Genomic DNA, 16,139 nt, shown 5'->3' with positions numbered 1-16,139 from the left:
CGCTCCGATCCATCGTGAAGCGCGTGGTGGTCGCCGTCCTGCTCGGGGTGCTCTCGGCGTGCGCCGCCCCGGAGCCGCCCGTGCCCGACACCACCTACGTCGGCGGCTCGGCCGACGGGGCGTTCTCGGTGGCCGTCACCGTCCACGACGGGCGCGCGACCGGGTTCACCACGGACGGGCGCGCGGGCGTCTGGTTCGACGGCGTCGTCACCGCGGGGCTGCTCGACCTCACCGCCGCCGACGGCTCCGGGCTGCGCGGCGGCGTCCACGGGCGGGTCGTGCACGGGGGCGTGGTGCCGGCCGGTGGCGGGGACGACCGGTCCTTCGTGGCGGTGCGGGCCGACGACCCGGCCGGGCTCTACCGCGCCGAGCCCGTCACCGGGGACGGCGCGCTCACCTGGATCCGCTTCCCCGACGGCACGAGCCGCGGGGCCACCCTGATCGCGGGGACGTCCGCACCCGCCCCGGAACCCGCCGCCGGCCTCGTCGTCGGTGGCGTCCACTTCGGACCGCCGGTGCGGGTCGCCGCCGTGACCGGACCGTGACCACCCGGTCGTATCCGCTGCGCCGTCCACCCCCTCTGCATGTGCGATACGCCACTCCCGAAGGAGCCACCCCGATGACGACCTCACCCACCCGGCTGGCGGCCTGCACCGCCGCGTCGGTGCTCGCGCTCGTACTGGGCGGCTGCGGCGGCGCTCCCGCCGCTCCCCCACCCGCCACCACCGACGTCACCACCGCGTCCGACGGATCCACGGAGGTGGCGACGTTCTGCCAGTCGGTCGTCGACGTCGAGGCCGGGCTGGCCGGTGGGCCGCCCGTCGACTTCGCGACGGCCACGCCGCAGGAGATCCAGACCGCGGTGCGGGAGTGGGGCACGACGGTGGAGCCGCTGCTCGCCGCCGTCGACGCCGCCGCGCCCGCGGCGGTCGCCACCGACGCCGGCACCCTGACCCGGCTGACCCGCCAGGCACTGTCCACAGGCGACGAGTCCGTCTTCGAGTCCCCCGAGTTCGTGGCGGCCGAGGACGGCACCGACACCTACATGGTCTCCGAGTGCGGCTACGAGCAGGTGGAGATCACCGCGGCCGACTACGAGTACCAGGGTCTGCCGGAGACGCTCACCGCGGGGATCAAGGCCGTCACGCTGGTCAACGAGGGCGAGGAGGCCCACGAGGTCGGGATCGTCCGGGTCAACGACGACGTCACACTGTCGGTCGAGGAGATCCTCGCGCTCGGGGAGGCCGAGGGGATGGCCGCGGTGACGTTCACGGGGGCCGCGTTCGCCGGCCCCGGCGAGTCGGACACCGCCTTCATCAGCATCGACGAGCCCGGCCGCTACGGCGTGGCCTGCTTCATCCCGGAGGGCAGCACGGCGGGCGCCGAGGGCGCCGGTCCGCCGCACTTCACCCTCGGGATGCTGGGGGACTTCACCGTCACGTGACCTCCCGACGGCAGTTCCTGCGGCTCGCCGGGGCGGGCGCCGGGCTCCTCGCGCTCGGGGCATGCGCGGGCCCGACGTCGGGGACGCTCCTGTCGCTCGGTGCCGGCGAGGTCGGTCTCGACCTCGCCGGCACCCGCGTGACGACGTGGGGTTACGACGGCACCGTCCCCGGCCCGGAGATCCGTCTCCGGGCCGGGGAGACGCTGCGCGTCCCGCTGGTCAACGCCCTCCCCGAGCCGACGACCGTGCACTGGCACGGGATCTCGCTGCCCAACGCGATGGACGGGACCCCGGGCCTGACCCAGCCGCCGATCGCTCCGGGCACCGACTTCGAGTACGCCTTCACGGTGCCCGACGCGGGCACGCACTGGTACCACGCCCACTCCGGGCACCAGCTCGACCGCGGCCTGTACGGCGCGTTGATCGTCGAGCCGGCCGTCGAGGAGCTGTCCTACGACCGCGAGTACACGCTGCTGCTCGACGACTGGCGCGACGGCGTCGACACCGGCCGCGACCACGCAGGCCACGACGAGACGGAGCCGCCGGCCGAGCGTGTCTCGTTCGGGGGGCGGTTCTACCCGTTGATGCTGGTCAACGCCCGGCCCCCGGCCGACCCCGCCGTGTTCGACGTGCGCCGCGGCGACCGTGTGCGACTGCGGGTGATCAACGCGGCCGCCGACACCGGCTTCCGGTTCGCGATCGACGGGCACCCGCTCACCGTGACCCACGGCGACGGGATGCCGGTGCGGCCCGTCAGCGTCGACGCCCTGCGGATCGGCATGGGCGAGCGCTACGACGTCCTGGTCGACGCCTCCGAGCCGGGTGCGTGGCAGATCGGGGTCCTGCCCGAGGGCAAGGCCGGGTTCGGCCGGGCCGTCCTGCGCTACGCGGACGCGCCCGCCACGGCCACCCCGCCCGCCGACGCGCACCCGGCCGGGCTCGACGGGCGTCTGCTCACCTACGACGACCTGGTGAGCACCGGACCGGAGGAGGTCCCGACGACCGGCGGCCCCGACCGCACCTTCGCGCTGACCCTGCGCGGCACCGACATCGACGTCGACGGCCTCGGCCCCGACGAACCACTCCCGGTGCACCGGGGCGAGTGGGTGCGCATCACCGTCCGCAACGAGAGCGCGGTCTTCCACCCGGTGCACCTGCACGGGCACCACTTCCAGCTCGCCACGCCCGGCCGGGCCCTCAAGGACACCGCGGTGGTCGCTGCGCGCGGGGGCGCCCTGACGTTCGACTGGCGCGCCGACAACCCCGGCGAGTGGATGATCCACTGCCACAACCACCACCACATGGAGGACGGGATGATGCGGACGATCGGCTACCGGTAGCGCGTGCCCCGCAGCTGCGCGATCAGCCCCGACCGGTGGGCCGAGGCGGCCCACAGCAGCACCCCGGCCCCGAGCCCGACCAGCCCGCGCGGGTAGAGCTGCCCCACCGAGTTCAGCGCCAGGAACGCCCCGAGTGCGGCGAGCAGCATCAGCCCCGACCCCAGCAGCAGGTACGTGCGGTCGCCCAGCAGGGACGACGCCGGCACCAGCAGCGCGCCGATCACGCCGAACCCGAGCGGCACCGCGAGCTCGCCGTACGGGGTGAACCCGAGCAGCGCCGACCCGGCGACGATCACGATCAGCCCGATCACGGCCAGCCGCAGCAACCGGCGGCTGCGCCAGCGCTCCATCGGGCGCTCCGCGGCGTCGCGGCTCCCGACGACGAACAACCACGCCGTGACGCCGAGCCCGGCGGCCAGCACGACCGTCCCGGTGCCCGCGTCCAGGGCCGAACTCCCCACCAACCACCCCACGCCGCCGGCCAGTGCGAGCACCGCGGCGGCGGAGAGCGTGACCGTCCTCGCCATGGTTCTCACGGTAGCGCTACGCCCCGCCGTGCCAGGCTTGGGCCGAACGACGCTCCCCCACCCACCACCGCCTGGAGTAACTTCGTGCCCCACCCCCAGTTGGACCGCCGCACCGTCGTCGTCGGAGCCGCCGCGTTGACCGCGGGCCTGACCGTGGCCGGCTGCTCGGCCGCCTCCACCCCGTCCACCCCGGCCGTGGCGGACGGGCCGCTGGCCCCCACCACCGACGTCCCCGTCGGCGGCGCGACGATCTTCGCCGACCAGGGCGTCGTCGTCACCCAGGCCACCGCGGGCGCGTTCGCCGCGTTCTCCACGGTCTGCCCGCACCAGGGCTGCAACGTCAACGCCGTCGAGGGCACCGAGATCATCTGTCCGTGCCACGACAGCCGCTTCGACCTCACCGGCGCCGTGCTCACCGGCCCCGCGGAGTCGGGCCTGACCAGCGTGCCCGTCACGGTCTCGGGCACCGAGATCACCCTCGGCTGAGCCGCCGTACGTGCACCCGGTACCCCACCGGGATCTCCAGGTCCGGCACGGCCGCGAGCGCGCGGTCGGCCGTGGCACGGGAGAACTCGATGCGCAGCACCGCCTCGAGTGCGGCCCGGTCCGGGAACGCCCACCGCGTGGCGATCCGGCGCAACGAGAACCCGCGCCGGACGAAGTACCGCTCCGCCGCCACAGGGTCGTAGTGCGGGATGTCCGCACGCATCCAGTCGCCGTAGGGCGGCTGCGTGGCGTCGAGGTCGACGATCGCGAGCGCCCCGCCCGGCCGCAGCACCCGGCGGGCCTCGGCGAGCCCCGGCTCGCAACCGGCCCCGAAGAAGTACGCGGTGCGCGCGTGCAGGAGGTCGACCGACGCGTCCGGCAGCGGCAGCGCGGCGGCCCCGCCCTCCAGCACGGTCAGTCCGCGCTCGCGCGCCCGTCGGACCAGCGGCGGGTGCGGCTCCACGCCGATCACCGACGCCGCCTCGCCCGCGAACACGGGGAGGTGGAAGCCGTCGCCGCAGCCGACGTCGACCACGTCGAGGCCGGCCCAGGGCACGTCCTCGCGCAGCGCGGCCCAGATCGCCCCGTCGACGTCCTGGGCGCGGTTCTCCTGCTCGTAGACGTCGGGCCAGTTCCACAGGTTGGGGCTGGGGATGGTCATGCCGCCCTCACACCGGGACGAGCACGCTCAGCAGCAGCCAGGCGACGGCCGCGGTGGGCAGCAGCGAGTCGAGGCGGTCCATCATGCCGCCGTGCCCGGGCAGCAGGTTGCCCATGTCCTTGATGCCGAGGTCGCGCTTGATCATGGACTCGACGAGGTCGCCCAGCGTCGCGGAGACCACCAGCAGCGATCCGGTGAGCACGCCGGCCCACCACGGCCCGCCGAGCAGCAGGTGGACGCAGAGCGCGCCGGTGGCCATGCCCGCGATCTGGGAACCGGCGAAACCCTCCCAGGACTTCTTCGGACTGATCGTCGGTGCCATGGGGTGCCGGCCGAACAGGACGCCCGCCGCGTAGCCGCCGACGTCGGAGGCGATCACCGGGAGCATGAACGTGAGCACGCGGCCGAGCCCGTCGGGCGCCACCGTCATCAGCACGGCGAACGCGCAGCACAGCGGCACGTAGGCGGCGGTGAACACGGTGGCCGTGACGTCGCGGACGTAGTGCGACGCTCCCCCGCGCATCCGCCACAGCAGCGTGGCCACCACCGTCAGCGCGAACGACCCGGCGAGACCCGCGGTGCCGAACGGCCAGGCCAGCCAGATCATCGCCTGCCCGCCCACCAGCACGACCGGCAGCGGCACCTCGATGCCCGCGCCCCGGCGCAGCGCCCCGGCGAGCTCCCAGGTGGCGATGGCCGCCGACACCGCGAGCACCGCGACGAAGAACTGCCGCACGATCAGCAGCGACGACAGGATGATCCCGCCCATCGACAGCCCGACCGCGATCGCGGCGAACAGGTTGCGGCCCAGCCGCGCCGACTTCGGCATCCGCGGCGGCACCACCTCCCCGGGCGTCAACGGCGACCCCGCCGCGGTGAACGGCAGGTCACGGGATGCGGAGGTCGACACCGGCTCAGACTTCGAGGAGCTCGGTTTCCTTGTGCTTCACCAGGTCGTCGATCTGGTGGACGTACTTGTCGACGGTGGTCTGCAGCTCCTTCTCGGCGCGCGCGACCTCGTCCTCGCCCGCCTCGCCGTCCTTGGCGATCCGGCCGAGCTCGTCCATCGCCTTGCGGCGGACGCTGCGGACGGTGACCCGGGCGTCCTCGCCCTTGCTGCGCGCGACCTTGACCATCTCGCGGCGGCGCTCCTCGGACAGCTGCGGGATGACGCACCGGATGATCTGGCCGTCGTTGCCCGGGTTCAGCCCGAGATCGGACTCGCGGATCGCCTTCTCCAGCGACTTCAGCGAGCTCGCGTCGTAGGGCTTGATGATCACCATGCGGGCCTCGGGGATGGAGATCGAGGCGAGCTGGTTGATCGGGGTCATCGCGCCGTAGTACTCCACGACGACCCGGGAGAACATGTTGGGCGTCGCACGGCCGGTGCGCACGGAGGCGAGGTCGTCCTTCGCGACGGTGACGGCCTTCTCCATCTTCTCCTCGGCGTCGAAGAGCGTCTCGTCGATCACGACGTACCTACCTTTCCCCGGGCGTGCTGACCAGCGTGCCGATCCTCTCACCCCGCACCGCACGGGCGATGTTGCCCTCCACGAGCAGGTTGAACACGATGATCGGCATCTTGTTGTCCATGCAGAGGCTGAACGCGGTGGCGTCGGCGACCTTGAGCCCCTGCTCCAGCACCTCGCGATGGGTGATCTCGTCGAAGAGCTTCGCGTCGGGGTCGGTCTTCGGGTCGGCGGTGAACACGCCGTCGACCCCCTTGGCCAGCAGCAGCGCCTCCGCACCGATCTCCAGCGCGCGCTGCGCGCCCGCGGTGTCGGTGGAGAAGTAGGGCATCCCCACACCCGCGCCGAAGATCACGACGCGGCCCTTCTCCAGGTGCCGGATCGCGCGCCGCGGGATGTAGGCCTCGGCGACCTGGCCCATCGTGATGGCGGTCTGCACGCGCGTGTCGATGTGGTGCTCGCGCTCCAGGAAGTCCTGCAGGGCGAGGCAGTTCATGACCGTGCCGAGCATGCCCATGTAGTCGGCCCGGGAGCGCTCCATGCCGCGGTCCTGCAGCTCGGCGCCGCGGAAGAAGTTGCCGCCGCCGATGACAACCGCCACCTGCGCCCCCGAGGAGACGACCTCGGCGATCTGTCGGGCAACGGTCTCGACGACCTCCGGGTCGACACCGACGGCACCACCGCCGAACATCTCCCCGCCGAGCTTGAGCAGCACACGGCGGAATCCGGGGCGGTCGTCGGTGTCGACTCGGGGTGCGGTCATCAGGCCTGGCCGACCTCGAAGCGCGCGAACGTCTTGACCGTGACACCGGCCTCGTCGAGCAGCGCCTTCACGGTCTTCTTCGAGTCCTGCACCGACGCCTGCTCGAGGAGCACGACGTCCTTGTAGAACCCGTTGATGCGGCCGTCGACGATGCGGGGCAGCACCTGCTCGGGCTTGCCCTCCTCGCGGGCGGTGGCCTCGGCGATGCGACGCTCGTTCTCGATCACGTCGGCCGGGACCTCGTCGCGGGTGGTGTAGGTCGGGCGGGCCGCGGCGATGTGCATCGCGACGCCCTTGACCACCTCGTCGGAGGACCCGTCGTAGGAGACCAGCGCGCCGATGGCCGGCGGCAGGTCCGACGCGCGGCGGTGCAGGTACAGCGCGACCGGCCCGTCGACGTGGATGTAGCGCTTGAGCTCGAGCTTCTCGCCGATGCGGGCGGACAGCGCGAGGACGGCCTCCTCGACGGTGCCGTCATCGAGCTTGGCCGCCTTGAGGGCGTCCAGGTCGGCGGGCTTGTCGGCCACGGCGACCTGCAGGATCGAGTCGGCGAGCTTCTGGAAGTCGTCGCTCTTGGCGACGAAGTCGGTCTCGCAGTTGAGCTGGACCATCGTGCCGCCCTCGGCGACGACGAGGCCGTTGGCCGTCTCGCGGCCGGCGCGCTTGTCGATGTCCTTCGCGCCCTTGATGCGCAGCAGCTCGACGGACTTGTCGAAGTCGCCGTCGGAGTCCTCGAGCGCCTTCTTGCAGTCCATCATCCCGGACCCGGTGAGGTCGCGGAGCTTCTTCACGTCGGCGGCGGTGTAGTTCGCCATGGTGGGTCTCTTCGTCCTTCGTCGATGGGACCGGCACCGCCCCGGGCCCCGCACGTGGAGTCGCAGGGGCCCGGGGCGGCGGAGGTCAGCTGGCGGTCTGGGTGCCGTTGCTGGTGGTGGCCGGAGCGGGCTCGGCGGCCGGGTTCGGCGCCTCGGCCGGGGCCGCGGCGGCCGTGAGGCTCGCCCCGTCGGAGCCGGCGCCGCTGGTGAGCAGCTCCTGCTCCCACTCGGCGAGCGGCTCCTCGGCCGCGGCCTTCTCCTCGCCGCCGTCGCCACCGCGGGCGCGCGAGCGCTGCATGAGGCCGTCGGCCGCCGCCTGCGCCACGACCTTCGTCAGCAGCGCCGCGGAACGGATCGCGTCGTCGTTGCCCGGGATCGGGAAGTCGACCTCGTCGGGGTCGCAGTTCGTGTCCAGGATGGAGACGACGGGGATGCCCAGCTTGCGGGCCTCGCCGACGGCGATGTGCTCCTTCTTGGTGTCGACGATCCAGACCGCGCTCGGGACCTTGGTCATGTCCCGGATGCCGCCCAGGGTCTTCTCGAGCTTGGTCTTCTCGCGGGTGAGCATGAGGATCTCCTTCTTGGTGCGACCCTCGAAGCCCCCCGTCTGCTCCATCGTCTCGAGCTCCTTCATCCGCTGAAGGCGCTTGTGGACGGTCTGGAAGTTGGTGAGCATGCCACCCAGCCAGCGCTGGTTGACGTACGGCATGTTGACGCGGCCCGCCTCGTCGGCGATGGCCTCCTGCGCCTGCTTCTTCGTGCCGACGAACATGATCGTGCCGCCGTGCGCGACGGTCTCGCGCACGAACTCGTAGGCCCGGTCGATGTAGGACAGCGTCTGCTGCAGGTCGATGATGTAGATGCCGTTGCGCTCGGTGAGGATGTAGCGCTTCATCTTCGGGTTCCAGCGTCGGGTCTGGTGCCCGAAGTGCACGCCGCTGTCGAGCAGCTGCTTCATGGTGACGACGGCCATGGCCGGTGTTCACCTCTCGGTCTGGCGCGGTCGCTCGGCGACCCCGCGTGCGGTTGTGCGGAGCGCCGGTCGGCGGTTCCGCCCTGGCGTCGCGTCGGCGTCCGGACCCGCCGGTCGGAACCCGCGGGACCGCCCGTCCGCCGATCCCGCCCCGTGGGATGCGCGGGGTGGAAACGCGAGCGCGCGAAGTCACCCCGGGAATCCGGGGTGCGGGCCGAGTGTACGCCGGGGCCGGTCACCGCCTCACCGGGCGTCCCGGGTTGTCCACCTCACCGACCGCCCGTCCACAGCCTGCGGGTCCGACCCGCCGCACGGGTCGTTCCGCGGCAGCCTGGGGGCATGGACCGAGGCGGGCCCGCGGGCGGGGAGCACGTCGTCGGGGCGCGGTGGGCCACGAACCCCCTCCCCCGCCGGCTCGGTGCCGCACCGCTCGTCACCGCCCTCGTCGCGGCCGCTGCGCTCCTCCTGGGCGGGGCACCCGCCGAAGCCCTCGCCCCGGCCGGTTCGGTCCCGACCGCGCAGCTCCGGACCCCGCTCACCTCACCGGCCCCCACCCCGCCGGTACCGATCCCTGCGGCGGCCGGCCCGCCCGCGGCCGTCCCTCCGGCGCCCACCACTCCGGCGCCCACCACTCCGGCGCCCGTGCCGACTGCGCACCTGCCGCAGGCGCCCGCCGCTCCGGCGCCCGACCCGACAGACTCCGACTCTCCCGTCGCCGAGCCTCCCGTCGCCGGACCTCCCGTCGCCGAGCCGTCGGCTCCCCCGACGGACCCTTCGGCACCCGCGGCACCGCCCGGGGCCGGGGTGCCGGCGCCCGGGGCCGGGTACGCGTGGCCGCTGCTCCCGGTGCCCGCGGTGCGCACGCCGTTCCGGGCGCCGGAGCACACCTACGGGCCCGGGCACCGGGGCGTCGACCTCGCCGGTCCGCCGGGCCAGGCGGTGCTGGCCGCCCGGGGCGGCACGGTGGTGTTCGCGGGCCCGGTCGGCGGGCGGTCGCTGGTGTCGGTACAGCACGACGACGGGCTGCGCACCACCTACGAGCCGGTGACACCCGTCGTCACCGCGGGATCCGTGGTGATCGCGGGCGACGTGCTCGGCACGCTCGAATCCGGCCACGCCGGCTGCCCCGATCCGGCATGCCTGCACTGGGGCGTGCGCCGCGACCGCACCGAGTACCTCGACCCGCTCGTCCTGCTGCGCCCGGCGCGCGCCCGGCTGCTACCGGTCCCCGACCCGTGGCCGGGATGACCGGGCCACTCGCGCACCTGCCGACCCCGGCGCACGCCCGGCGTTGTGCGCGAGACCGGAAGGTGCCCGGGGGTCCGTGTTCAGCCCGCGGCGAGTTCCTCGAGGCGGCCGCGCAGCCGGCCGACGAGCCGGGTGTGCAGCTGGCACACGCGCGACTCGGTGACACCGAGGAAGCGGCCGATCTCGGCGAGCGTGCGGTTCTCCAGGTAGTACATCTGCACGACGAGCCGGTCGCGCTCCCCGAGCTGGGCGACCGCGACCGACAGCTGCCGGAACGTCTCGCGGTCCTGGATCACGGCCATCGGGTCCGCCGCGGAGTCGTCGGCGAGCAACTCGGAGAGCCCGCCGCTGCCCTCGTCGAGGGCCTCGACGCTCACGAGCTGCACGTGGTGCCCGACCGAGCGCAGGTCGCGCGGGGCGACGCCCAGCTCCGCGGCCAGCTCGTGGTCGGTGGCGGCGCGGCGCAGTCGGGCCGCCAGGCGCTGCTGCGCGCGGTCCAGCTCGCGGGCCCGCCCCCGGATCGTGCGCGGCACCCAGTCCTGGGCGCGCAGCTCGTCCAGGATCGCCCCCCGGATCCGCTGCGCCGCGTAGCTCTCGAACCGCGGGCAGCGCTCCGGATCGAACCGCTCGACGGCGTCGATGAGTCCGAACACCCCGGACTGCACGAGGTCCGACAGGTCGACGTAGCTCGGCAGCCCGGCCGCGGTGCGGTGGGCGACCGCCCGGACCAGCGGTGTGTAGTGGACGAGCAGTCGATCACGCACCGGGCGTGTCGGTTCGGCCAGATAGGCGTCCCAGAGCTTCTCGACGTGTGTGCGGTCCGCGACCGTCGCGACCACGGGAACCGGGGCGGACGACACCGGAGACCGCTCGATCAGCGACTGCTCGCGCCGGGCCAGGGCGGAGATGACGGCCCCGCCGAGCGACCTGAGCTGCACCGACCCGTCGAGGACCGCGCTACGCCCTGGGGTGAGCCTGCTCATGAACCACCTTCAGACGCTCGACGGTGACGTGGGTGTACAGCTGAGTGGTTGCTAGCTTAGCGTGACCGAGTAACTCCTGTACGTAACGAAGGTCCGCGCCGCCTGCCAACATGTGGGTGGCGGCGGCGTGTCGCAATCCGTGCGGGCCCGTGTCGGGCGCGCCGGGCACCGCGGCCACCGCGGCGTGCACCACCTCCCGCACGATCCGCGGGTCCACCCGCCCCCCGCGGGCCCCGAGGAACAGTGCGGGCGGTGACGAATCGCGGGCCAGCGCCGGGCGCCCGCCGTCGAGCCAGCGGCGCAGGGCCCGGGCGGCGGGGACCCCGAAGACGACGGTCCGCTCCTTGTTTCCCTTGCCGAGCACGCGCAGGGCGCGACGGCACTCGTCCACGTCGTCGACATCGGTCCCGCACAGCTCCCCGACACGCACGCCCGTGGCGTAGAGCAGCTCGACGATCGCCAGGTCCCGCAGCGCGACGGGCTCACCCTCCGCCGCCCCGGCCACGGCCGCCGTGAACAGCGACTCCGTCTCGGCGGCGTCGAGCACGTCGGGCAGGGCCGGGCGGGGACGCGGGGACACCAGCAGCGCGCCCGGGTCGTTCGCGAGGCGCCCGGTCCGGTGGGCCCACGCGGTGAAGGTGCGGGCCGCCGCGGCCCGCCGGGCCAGCGTCGACCGGCCCAGCCCGGCCGCGTGCCCCTCCGCCAGCCAGCGGCGGAGCAGGCCGAGGTCGAGACCCGACACCTCGTCGACGCGCGACAGCAGACCACCCAGGTCGCCGCGGTAGGCCCGGACTGTGTGCTCCGACCGCCCCCGCTCCAGCGCCAGGTACCGGAGGAAGTCGTCGAGCACCGCCGTGACGGACGTGGACAGCACAGGAGGCTCAACGCCCGGAGTGGCGGCGGGGTCCGACGGTGTTGGGGACACGCCGCGACGGTCCGGCCCCGGCGGGGCCGGGTCAAGCACCGCACCCGCCGTGTCGTGCCCACCCCGGCCGCGTCCGGCCACCTGCGACGGTGCCGCCCCGCCGCACCGCCCGGGCCGCACCGCCCGGTCCGGGTTGGGCGGGCGGGCCCCCGGGCCGGGTTGGGCGGGCCGGGCCGGGCCGGGCGGGCCGGGCCGGGCGGGCGCGGCCCGGCTCAGCCAGCCCGTGCCGGACGTGCCGGGCCACGCCCGCCGGGCCGCGCCTGCCGGGCCAGGCCTGCGTCAACCCCCTCCCGCCCGCATCGGCCGCAGCTGCCAGCGGCCGTTGCGGTGATCGGCGAGCCCGCGGCGCTCCAGGTCGACGAGCGCCACCCGCACGGCCCCGACCGGGACGCCCGCCTCGCGGGCCAGCCAGCCCACCTCCCGCGCCTCGCGGGCCGGCAGGGCGTCGTGCACGAGCCGGCCGACCGGGTCGAGCGCGTCGGTGGCCCGCTGCTCCCCCGGCGGGTCGGCGGCGAGGTGGGCCCCGATCGGCCCGATCGCCTCCAGCACCTCCTCGACCCGGGTCACCAGCACCGCCCCCTCCCGCACCAGCCGGTGGCAGCCCGCCGACACCCCGGAGGTGACCGGCCCGGGCACCGCCAGCACCGGACGCCCCAGCGTGGCGGCGTCGCCCGCGGTGCGGGTGGCACCGCTGCGCAGCCCGGCCTCCACCACGACGGTGGCCGCGGAGAGCCCGGCGATCAACCGGTTGCGCACGAGGAACCGGTGCCGCGCCGGCACGCCGCCCGGCGGGTACTCGCTGACCACCAACCCGGTGTCGGCGATGCGGGCGAGCAACCCCTGGTGGGCCAGGGGGTACGCGCGATCGGCCCCGCAGGCGAGCACCGCCACCGTCGGCCCGGCGACACCGAGCGCGCCCCGGTGCGCCGCACCGTCGATCCCGATGGCGGCCCCGGAGACCACCGTGTGGTCGCCGTCGGCCAGCCCCGCGCCGAACTCGGCGGCCACGTGCAACCCGTAGCCGGTGGCCGCCCGTGCCCCCACGACACCGGTGGCCCGCAGGCACATCCGCGCCAGGCTCCCGGGACCGCGGACCCACAGCGCCACGGGCGGCGCGAGGTCGGGCACCCCGCACGCCGCGAGGTCGCCGAGCGGGTCGCCCGGCCAGTCGGGGTGCTCCGGGACGAGCAGCCGGGCCCCGGCCGCCTCCGCGGCGGCGAGATCGGCGTCGACCCGGTCGACGGCCCGGCGCGCCGACGTCTCCGTCGCCACCCGCTCGCTCACCTCGCCGCGGCGCACCCGCTCGGCCGCCTCCACCGCACCGACCTCCGCCGCCAGTGCCGCCAGCCCGGGCGCGGGCGGCTCGGCGACCCGGGACAGGTAGGCACGGGCCCGCAGGACCTCGGCCGACACGGCGTTCATGCCGCCCGCCGGTCACGGAAGTACAGCGCCGCCTCCACGTGGTCGGGCTGCGGGCGGGCGGACCCCGACAGGTCGGCCAGCGTCCACGCGACCCGCAGTGCTCGATCAGCCCCACGGGCGGTGAGTGCCCCGCTGCGCATGCCGGCCTCGAGCGGCCGGGTCGTGGCCCGGGGCAGTCCGAACCGCGACCGCAGCTCCGGCCCGGGCACCTCCGCGTTGGTGCGCCACCCGTGCGCGGCCCACCGCTCCGCGGCCGCCGCCCGTGCGGCCCGCACCCGCGCACCGACGGTGGCGGTGTCCTCCCCGTCGGCCACCGCCGCGAACGTCGTGACCGGGAACATCACCGCACGCAGGTCGACGCGATCGAGCAGCGGGCCGGAGAGCCGGCCCAGGTACCGTCGCCGCGTCGGCGACGAGCAGATGCAGTCGCGGTCGTGCGCCGGCGCGCACGGACACGGGTTCGCCGCGAGCACCAGCTGGAAGCGGGCCGGGTACCGTACCGACCCCTCGGCCCGGGCCAGCCGGACCTCACCCTCCTCCAACGGCGTGCGCAGGGCGTCGAGGAGGTGGGGGCCGAACTCGGGAGCCTCGTCCAGGAACAGCACGCCCCGGTGGGCGAGGGACACCGCGCCGGGCCGGGCCAGCCCACTCCCGCCGCCGACGAGTGCGGCCATCGAGCTGGAGTGGTGCGGCGCCTCGACCGGCGGCAGCGTGGCCAGCCCGCCGTCGGACGGCAGCCGCCCCGCCACCGACCGCACCGCGGCCAACGCCAGCGCGTCGTCGGGGGCGAGCCGCGGCAGCAGCCCGCCCAGACGCCGCGCCAGCATCGTCTTCCCCGTGCCCGGCGGGCCGACGAGGAGCAGGTGGTGCCCACCCGCCGCGGCCACCTCCAGCGCGTGGCGGGCGTCGTCCTGCCCGACGACGTCGGCGAGGTCGGGCGGCTCCGGCCCCACCCCGTCGACGAGCGGCTCGGGCGAGCGCAGCGGCGCGCCGTCGCGGAGCCAGTCGAGCACCTCGCGCAGATCCGCCGCGCCGAGCACCTCGATGTCGGGCACCAGTGCGGCCTCCGCCAGCGCCGCCATCGGCACCACGACCCGCCGCATCCGCGCGGTCCGCGCCGCCAGCAGCGCGGGGAGGATCCCGCGGACCGCGCGCAGGCGCCCGTCGAGGGCCAGCTCCCCGAGCAGGACGGTGCCGTCGAGCGCCGACTGCGGCACCTGCTCCGCCGCGGCCAGTACACAGCAGGCCAGTGCCAGGTCGAACCCGCTGCCGGCCTTGCGCAGCGTGGCCGGGCTCAGCGCCAGCACGATCCGCTCGTTGGGCCACACCAGCCGGGAGTTGACGACCGCCGCCCGGACGCGGTCGCGCGACTCCTGCAGCGCGGCGTCCGGCAGCCCCAGCAGGTGGACCCCCGGCAGCCCCCCGCCGAGGTCGGCCTCGATCTCCACCACGTGCCCGTCGACGCCGTGCAGCGCCACCGACCATCCCCGTGCGAGCACCATCAGAACGCCGCCTCGAAGTACTGCAGGGTGGCCGGACGGCCCTGCTCGACGAGCACCGCGCAGACGTCGAACCGGACCTCCACCCACGGCAGACCCTGCTGGGCGAGCCAGCGCTGGGCGACCCGGCGGATGCGGCGGGCCTTCTGCCCGGTGACCGACTCGGCGGGCTCGCCGTAGCGCGTGCCGGAGCGGGTCTTGACCTCGCACACCACCAGTCGGCTGCCGTCGGCCTCCGTGGCGACGACGTCGAGCTCACCCTCACGACATCGCCAGTTGCGGTCGAGGACCACCAGGCCCCGGCCCTCCAGGTACCGCACCGCGACGTCCTCGCCGCGGCGTCCGAGCTCGTCCTTCGCTGCCATGGGTCAACGATGCGGCCGCGCCGGGCCGTCGGCGGGACTTCCGGGAATCTGTGGATGGAGCGGGGTCGATGTGGACAACTCCCGTTCAGGAGCCGAACTGGTCACCCTCCGGGAGCCGCAGCTCCGGCTTGTCCAGCTCCTCGACGTTGACGTCCTTGAACGTCAGCACCCGCACGTTCTTCACGAACCGGGCCGGGCGGTACATGTCCCACACCCACGCGTCGGACATGCGGACCTCGAAGTAGACCTCGCCGTCGGCGTTGCGGGCGGCGACGTCGACGGAATTGGCCAGGTAGAAGCGGCGCTCGGTCTCCACGACGTAGGAGAACTGGGACACGATGTCCCGGTACTCCTTGTAGAGGGTGAGCTCCATCTCGGTCTCGTACTTCTCGAGATCCTCGGCGCTCACAGCTCGGTCTCCTCGCTCACCCCGTCATTGTGGACCAGGACGGGCACCCGCCCGGCGGCGGCACGCACGTTCACGAACGAGTACCTGTGCACAGCGCTCGGCCCGTGTTCCGCCAGCGCCGCGTCGTGCACCGGCGTGCAGTAGCCCTTGTGCTCAGCGAAGCGGTACTGCGGGTACTCGGCGTCGAGCCCCACCATGATCCGGTCCCGGGTGACCTTCGCGAGCACCGACGCCGCCGCCACGCACGCCGCGACCTGGTCGCCCTTCGGCACGGCCAGTGCCGGGCGGCCGAACCCGCGCACCGCGAAGCCGTCGGTCAGGACGTACCCCGGCGGTACCTGCAGACCGGCGACGGCGCGGCGCATCCCCTCGATGTTGGCGACGTGCACCCCGCGCCGGTCGACCTCCGCGGACGGGATGACGACGACGGCGTGGTCCAGAGCCCGCCGCCGGATCAGCGCGTAGTACTCCTCACGCGCCGTCGCGGTGAGCAACTTGGAGTCGGTGAGCCCGTCGAGCGCCCGCGCGTCGCCGGGACGCAGGACGCATGCGGCGACGACGAGCGGGCCCGCGCAGGCCCCGCGGCCGGCCTCGTCGACCCCCGCGACGGGACCGAGCCCGTGTCGGTGCAGCGTCGACTGGAGCGTCCAGCTGCCTGCGGAGCGCCGCACGACCGCGCGAGCGGGGCGCAGCTCGGCGGGCAGCAGGATCCGCGGGCGGCGGTGGCGAACAGGCACGTGCGCTCCGGTCAGGGCAGGGCTGTGGTCAGGCCAGGACGGGGGTCAGGCCAGGACGGGGTCAGGGCAGGAC

19 protein-coding genes are annotated in these 16,139 nt (G+C 74.5%); 5 read left to right on the top strand and 14 right to left on the bottom strand.

The window, feature by feature from the left end; translation table 11 throughout:
• Positions 1-23 precede the first annotated feature (23 nt).
• The 3 genes from I4I81_RS00610 to I4I81_RS00600 all read left to right on the top strand — a co-directional run bounded on the left by I4I81_RS00610 (position 24) and on the right by I4I81_RS00600 (position 2,784).
• Entirely contained in the window at positions 24-545 is a 522-nt protein-coding gene (locus I4I81_RS00610) for a hypothetical protein (RefSeq protein ID WP_218615715.1), read from the top strand.
• 74 nt (positions 546-619) lie between these two features.
• Positions 620-1,444: a cupredoxin domain-containing protein gene (locus I4I81_RS00605; RefSeq protein WP_218615714.1), complete on the top strand. Its 825-nt coding sequence runs from the start codon at positions 620-622 to the stop codon at positions 1,442-1,444.
• The gene (locus I4I81_RS00600; RefSeq protein ID WP_218606232.1) at positions 1,441-2,784 is read left to right on the top strand and encodes a multicopper oxidase family protein; all 1,344 of its coding nucleotides are present in this window, start codon (positions 1,441-1,443) and stop codon (positions 2,782-2,784) included. Before I4I81_RS00605 ends, I4I81_RS00600 begins: the two co-directional genes overlap by 4 nt.
• Here the strand turns inward: I4I81_RS00600 and I4I81_RS00595 are convergent.
• On the bottom strand, positions 2,775-3,311 hold the full coding sequence (locus tag I4I81_RS00595; RefSeq protein WP_218615713.1) for a hypothetical protein: 537 nt from the start codon (positions 3,309-3,311) through the stop codon (positions 2,775-2,777). The two genes, I4I81_RS00600 and I4I81_RS00595, sit on opposite strands and share 10 nt — an antisense overlap.
• Before the next feature lie 84 nt (positions 3,312-3,395).
• On the opposite strand from I4I81_RS00595, the gene I4I81_RS00590 reads away from it, so the two are divergent.
• Positions 3,396-3,797, top strand: a complete 402-nt coding sequence (locus tag I4I81_RS00590) for a Rieske (2Fe-2S) protein (protein ID WP_218615712.1) — start codon at positions 3,396-3,398, stop codon at positions 3,795-3,797.
• On the opposite strand, the gene I4I81_RS00585 is transcribed toward I4I81_RS00590, so the two are convergent.
• The 6 genes from I4I81_RS00585 to rpsB all read right to left on the bottom strand — a co-directional run bounded on the left by I4I81_RS00585 (position 3,784) and on the right by rpsB (position 8,478).
• Positions 3,784-4,458, bottom strand: coding sequence for a class I SAM-dependent methyltransferase (locus tag I4I81_RS00585; RefSeq protein WP_218605528.1), 675 nt, complete (start codon positions 4,456-4,458; stop codon positions 3,784-3,786). The genes I4I81_RS00590 and I4I81_RS00585 overlap by 14 nt on opposite strands.
• Positions 4,459-4,465: 7 nt before the next feature.
• A complete protein-coding gene (locus I4I81_RS00580) occupies positions 4,466-5,287 on the bottom strand; it encodes a phosphatidate cytidylyltransferase (RefSeq protein WP_218605530.1) in 822 nt (273 codons plus the stop codon).
• An 85-nt stretch (positions 5,288-5,372) separates the two neighbouring features.
• Entirely contained in the window at positions 5,373-5,930 is a 558-nt protein-coding gene (gene frr, locus I4I81_RS00575) for a ribosome recycling factor (protein WP_218605527.1), read from the bottom strand.
• Positions 5,931-5,937: 7 nt separating this feature from the next.
• Positions 5,938-6,690, bottom strand: coding sequence for a UMP kinase (gene pyrH, locus I4I81_RS00570; protein ID WP_218605526.1), 753 nt, complete (start codon positions 6,688-6,690; stop codon positions 5,938-5,940).
• Entirely contained in the window at positions 6,690-7,505 is an 816-nt protein-coding gene (gene tsf, locus I4I81_RS00565; RefSeq protein WP_218605525.1) for a translation elongation factor Ts, read from the bottom strand. The genes pyrH and tsf overlap by 1 nt, the downstream gene beginning before the upstream one ends.
• An 85-nt stretch (positions 7,506-7,590) precedes the next feature.
• Positions 7,591-8,478 carry a 30S ribosomal protein S2 gene (rpsB, locus tag I4I81_RS00560; RefSeq protein WP_185719164.1) on the bottom strand — a complete coding sequence of 296 codons (888 nt, stop codon included), beginning with the start codon at positions 8,476-8,478 and terminating at the stop codon, positions 7,591-7,593.
• 339 nt (positions 8,479-8,817) lie between these two features.
• On the opposite strand from rpsB, the gene I4I81_RS31370 reads away from it, so the two are divergent.
• Positions 8,818-9,726, top strand: coding sequence for a M23 family metallopeptidase (locus tag I4I81_RS31370; protein WP_308187722.1), 909 nt, complete (start codon positions 8,818-8,820; stop codon positions 9,724-9,726).
• An 80-nt stretch (positions 9,727-9,806) separates the two neighbouring features.
• Here I4I81_RS31370 and I4I81_RS00550 read toward each other — a convergent pair whose 3' ends face one another.
• From I4I81_RS00550 to I4I81_RS00520, 7 genes are all read right to left on the bottom strand, one after another.
• On the bottom strand, positions 9,807-10,709 hold the full coding sequence (locus I4I81_RS00550) for a FliA/WhiG family RNA polymerase sigma factor (protein ID WP_218606323.1): 903 nt from the start codon (positions 10,707-10,709) through the stop codon (positions 9,807-9,809).
• Complete coding sequence (locus I4I81_RS00545; protein ID WP_226363667.1) at positions 10,684-11,583, bottom strand: tyrosine-type recombinase/integrase; 900 nt, start codon at positions 11,581-11,583, stop codon at positions 10,684-10,686. Before I4I81_RS00545 ends, I4I81_RS00550 begins: the two co-directional genes overlap by 26 nt.
• 330 nt (positions 11,584-11,913) lie before the next feature.
• A complete protein-coding gene (gene dprA, locus I4I81_RS00540) occupies positions 11,914-13,056 on the bottom strand; it encodes a DNA-processing protein DprA (protein WP_218615710.1) in 1,143 nt (380 codons plus the stop codon).
• A complete protein-coding gene (locus tag I4I81_RS00535) occupies positions 13,053-14,558 on the bottom strand; it encodes a YifB family Mg chelatase-like AAA ATPase (protein ID WP_218605591.1) in 1,506 nt (501 codons plus the stop codon). Before I4I81_RS00535 ends, dprA begins: the two co-directional genes overlap by 4 nt.
• Positions 14,558-14,920 carry a YraN family protein gene (locus tag I4I81_RS00530; protein ID WP_218605592.1) on the bottom strand — a complete coding sequence of 121 codons (363 nt, stop codon included), beginning with the start codon at positions 14,918-14,920 and terminating at the stop codon, positions 14,558-14,560. Before I4I81_RS00530 ends, I4I81_RS00535 begins: the two co-directional genes overlap by 1 nt.
• Positions 14,921-15,005: 85 nt before the next feature.
• Positions 15,006-15,329, bottom strand: coding sequence for a DUF2469 domain-containing protein (locus I4I81_RS00525; protein WP_185719170.1), 324 nt, complete (start codon positions 15,327-15,329; stop codon positions 15,006-15,008).
• Positions 15,326-16,066, bottom strand: a complete 741-nt coding sequence (locus I4I81_RS00520) for a ribonuclease HII (protein WP_226363666.1) — start codon at positions 16,064-16,066, stop codon at positions 15,326-15,328. The genes I4I81_RS00525 and I4I81_RS00520 overlap by 4 nt, the downstream gene beginning before the upstream one ends.
• Positions 16,067-16,139: the final 73 nt, after the last annotated feature.

Origin of the sequence: Pseudonocardia abyssalis (assembly GCF_019263705.2) — a bacterium.
In the GTDB taxonomy this organism is placed as follows: Bacteria; Actinomycetota; Actinomycetes; order Mycobacteriales; family Pseudonocardiaceae; genus Pseudonocardia; species Pseudonocardia abyssalis.
Note: the sequence above shows the minus strand (reverse complement) of the source record. Positions and strands in the feature narration are given on the sequence as shown.

What these genes read in the sequence shown, in the direction of transcription:
- I4I81_RS00605 (WP_218615714.1), top strand. Translation starts at nt 620, where the DNA reads ATGACGACCTCACCCACCCGGCTGGCGGCCTGCACCGCCGCGTCGGTG.
- I4I81_RS00595 (WP_218615713.1), bottom strand. Translation starts at nt 3,311, where the DNA reads ATGGCGAGGACGGTCACGCTCTCCGCCGCCGCGGTGCTCGCACTGGCC.
- I4I81_RS00585 (WP_218605528.1), bottom strand. Translation starts at nt 4,458, where the DNA reads ATGACCATCCCCAGCCCCAACCTGTGGAACTGGCCCGACGTCTACGAG.
- I4I81_RS00580 (WP_218605530.1), bottom strand. Translation starts at nt 5,287, where the DNA reads ATGCCGAAGTCGGCGCGGCTGGGCCGCAACCTGTTCGCCGCGATCGCG.
- pyrH (WP_218605526.1), bottom strand. Translation starts at nt 6,690, where the DNA reads ATGACCGCACCCCGAGTCGACACCGACGACCGCCCCGGATTCCGCCGT.
- tsf (WP_218605525.1), bottom strand. Translation starts at nt 7,505, where the DNA reads ATGGCGAACTACACCGCCGCCGACGTGAAGAAGCTCCGCGACCTCACC.
- rpsB (WP_185719164.1), bottom strand. Translation starts at nt 8,478, where the DNA reads ATGGCCGTCGTCACCATGAAGCAGCTGCTCGACAGCGGCGTGCACTTC.
- I4I81_RS31370 (WP_308187722.1), top strand. Translation starts at nt 8,818, where the DNA reads ATGGACCGAGGCGGGCCCGCGGGCGGGGAGCACGTCGTCGGGGCGCGG.
- I4I81_RS00550 (WP_218606323.1), bottom strand. Translation starts at nt 10,709, where the DNA reads ATGAGCAGGCTCACCCCAGGGCGTAGCGCGGTCCTCGACGGGTCGGTG.
- dprA (WP_218615710.1), bottom strand. Translation starts at nt 13,056, where the DNA reads ATGAACGCCGTGTCGGCCGAGGTCCTGCGGGCCCGTGCCTACCTGTCC.
- I4I81_RS00535 (WP_218605591.1), bottom strand. Translation starts at nt 14,558, where the DNA reads ATGGTGCTCGCACGGGGATGGTCGGTGGCGCTGCACGGCGTCGACGGG.
- I4I81_RS00530 (WP_218605592.1), bottom strand. Translation starts at nt 14,920, where the DNA reads ATGGCAGCGAAGGACGAGCTCGGACGCCGCGGCGAGGACGTCGCGGTG.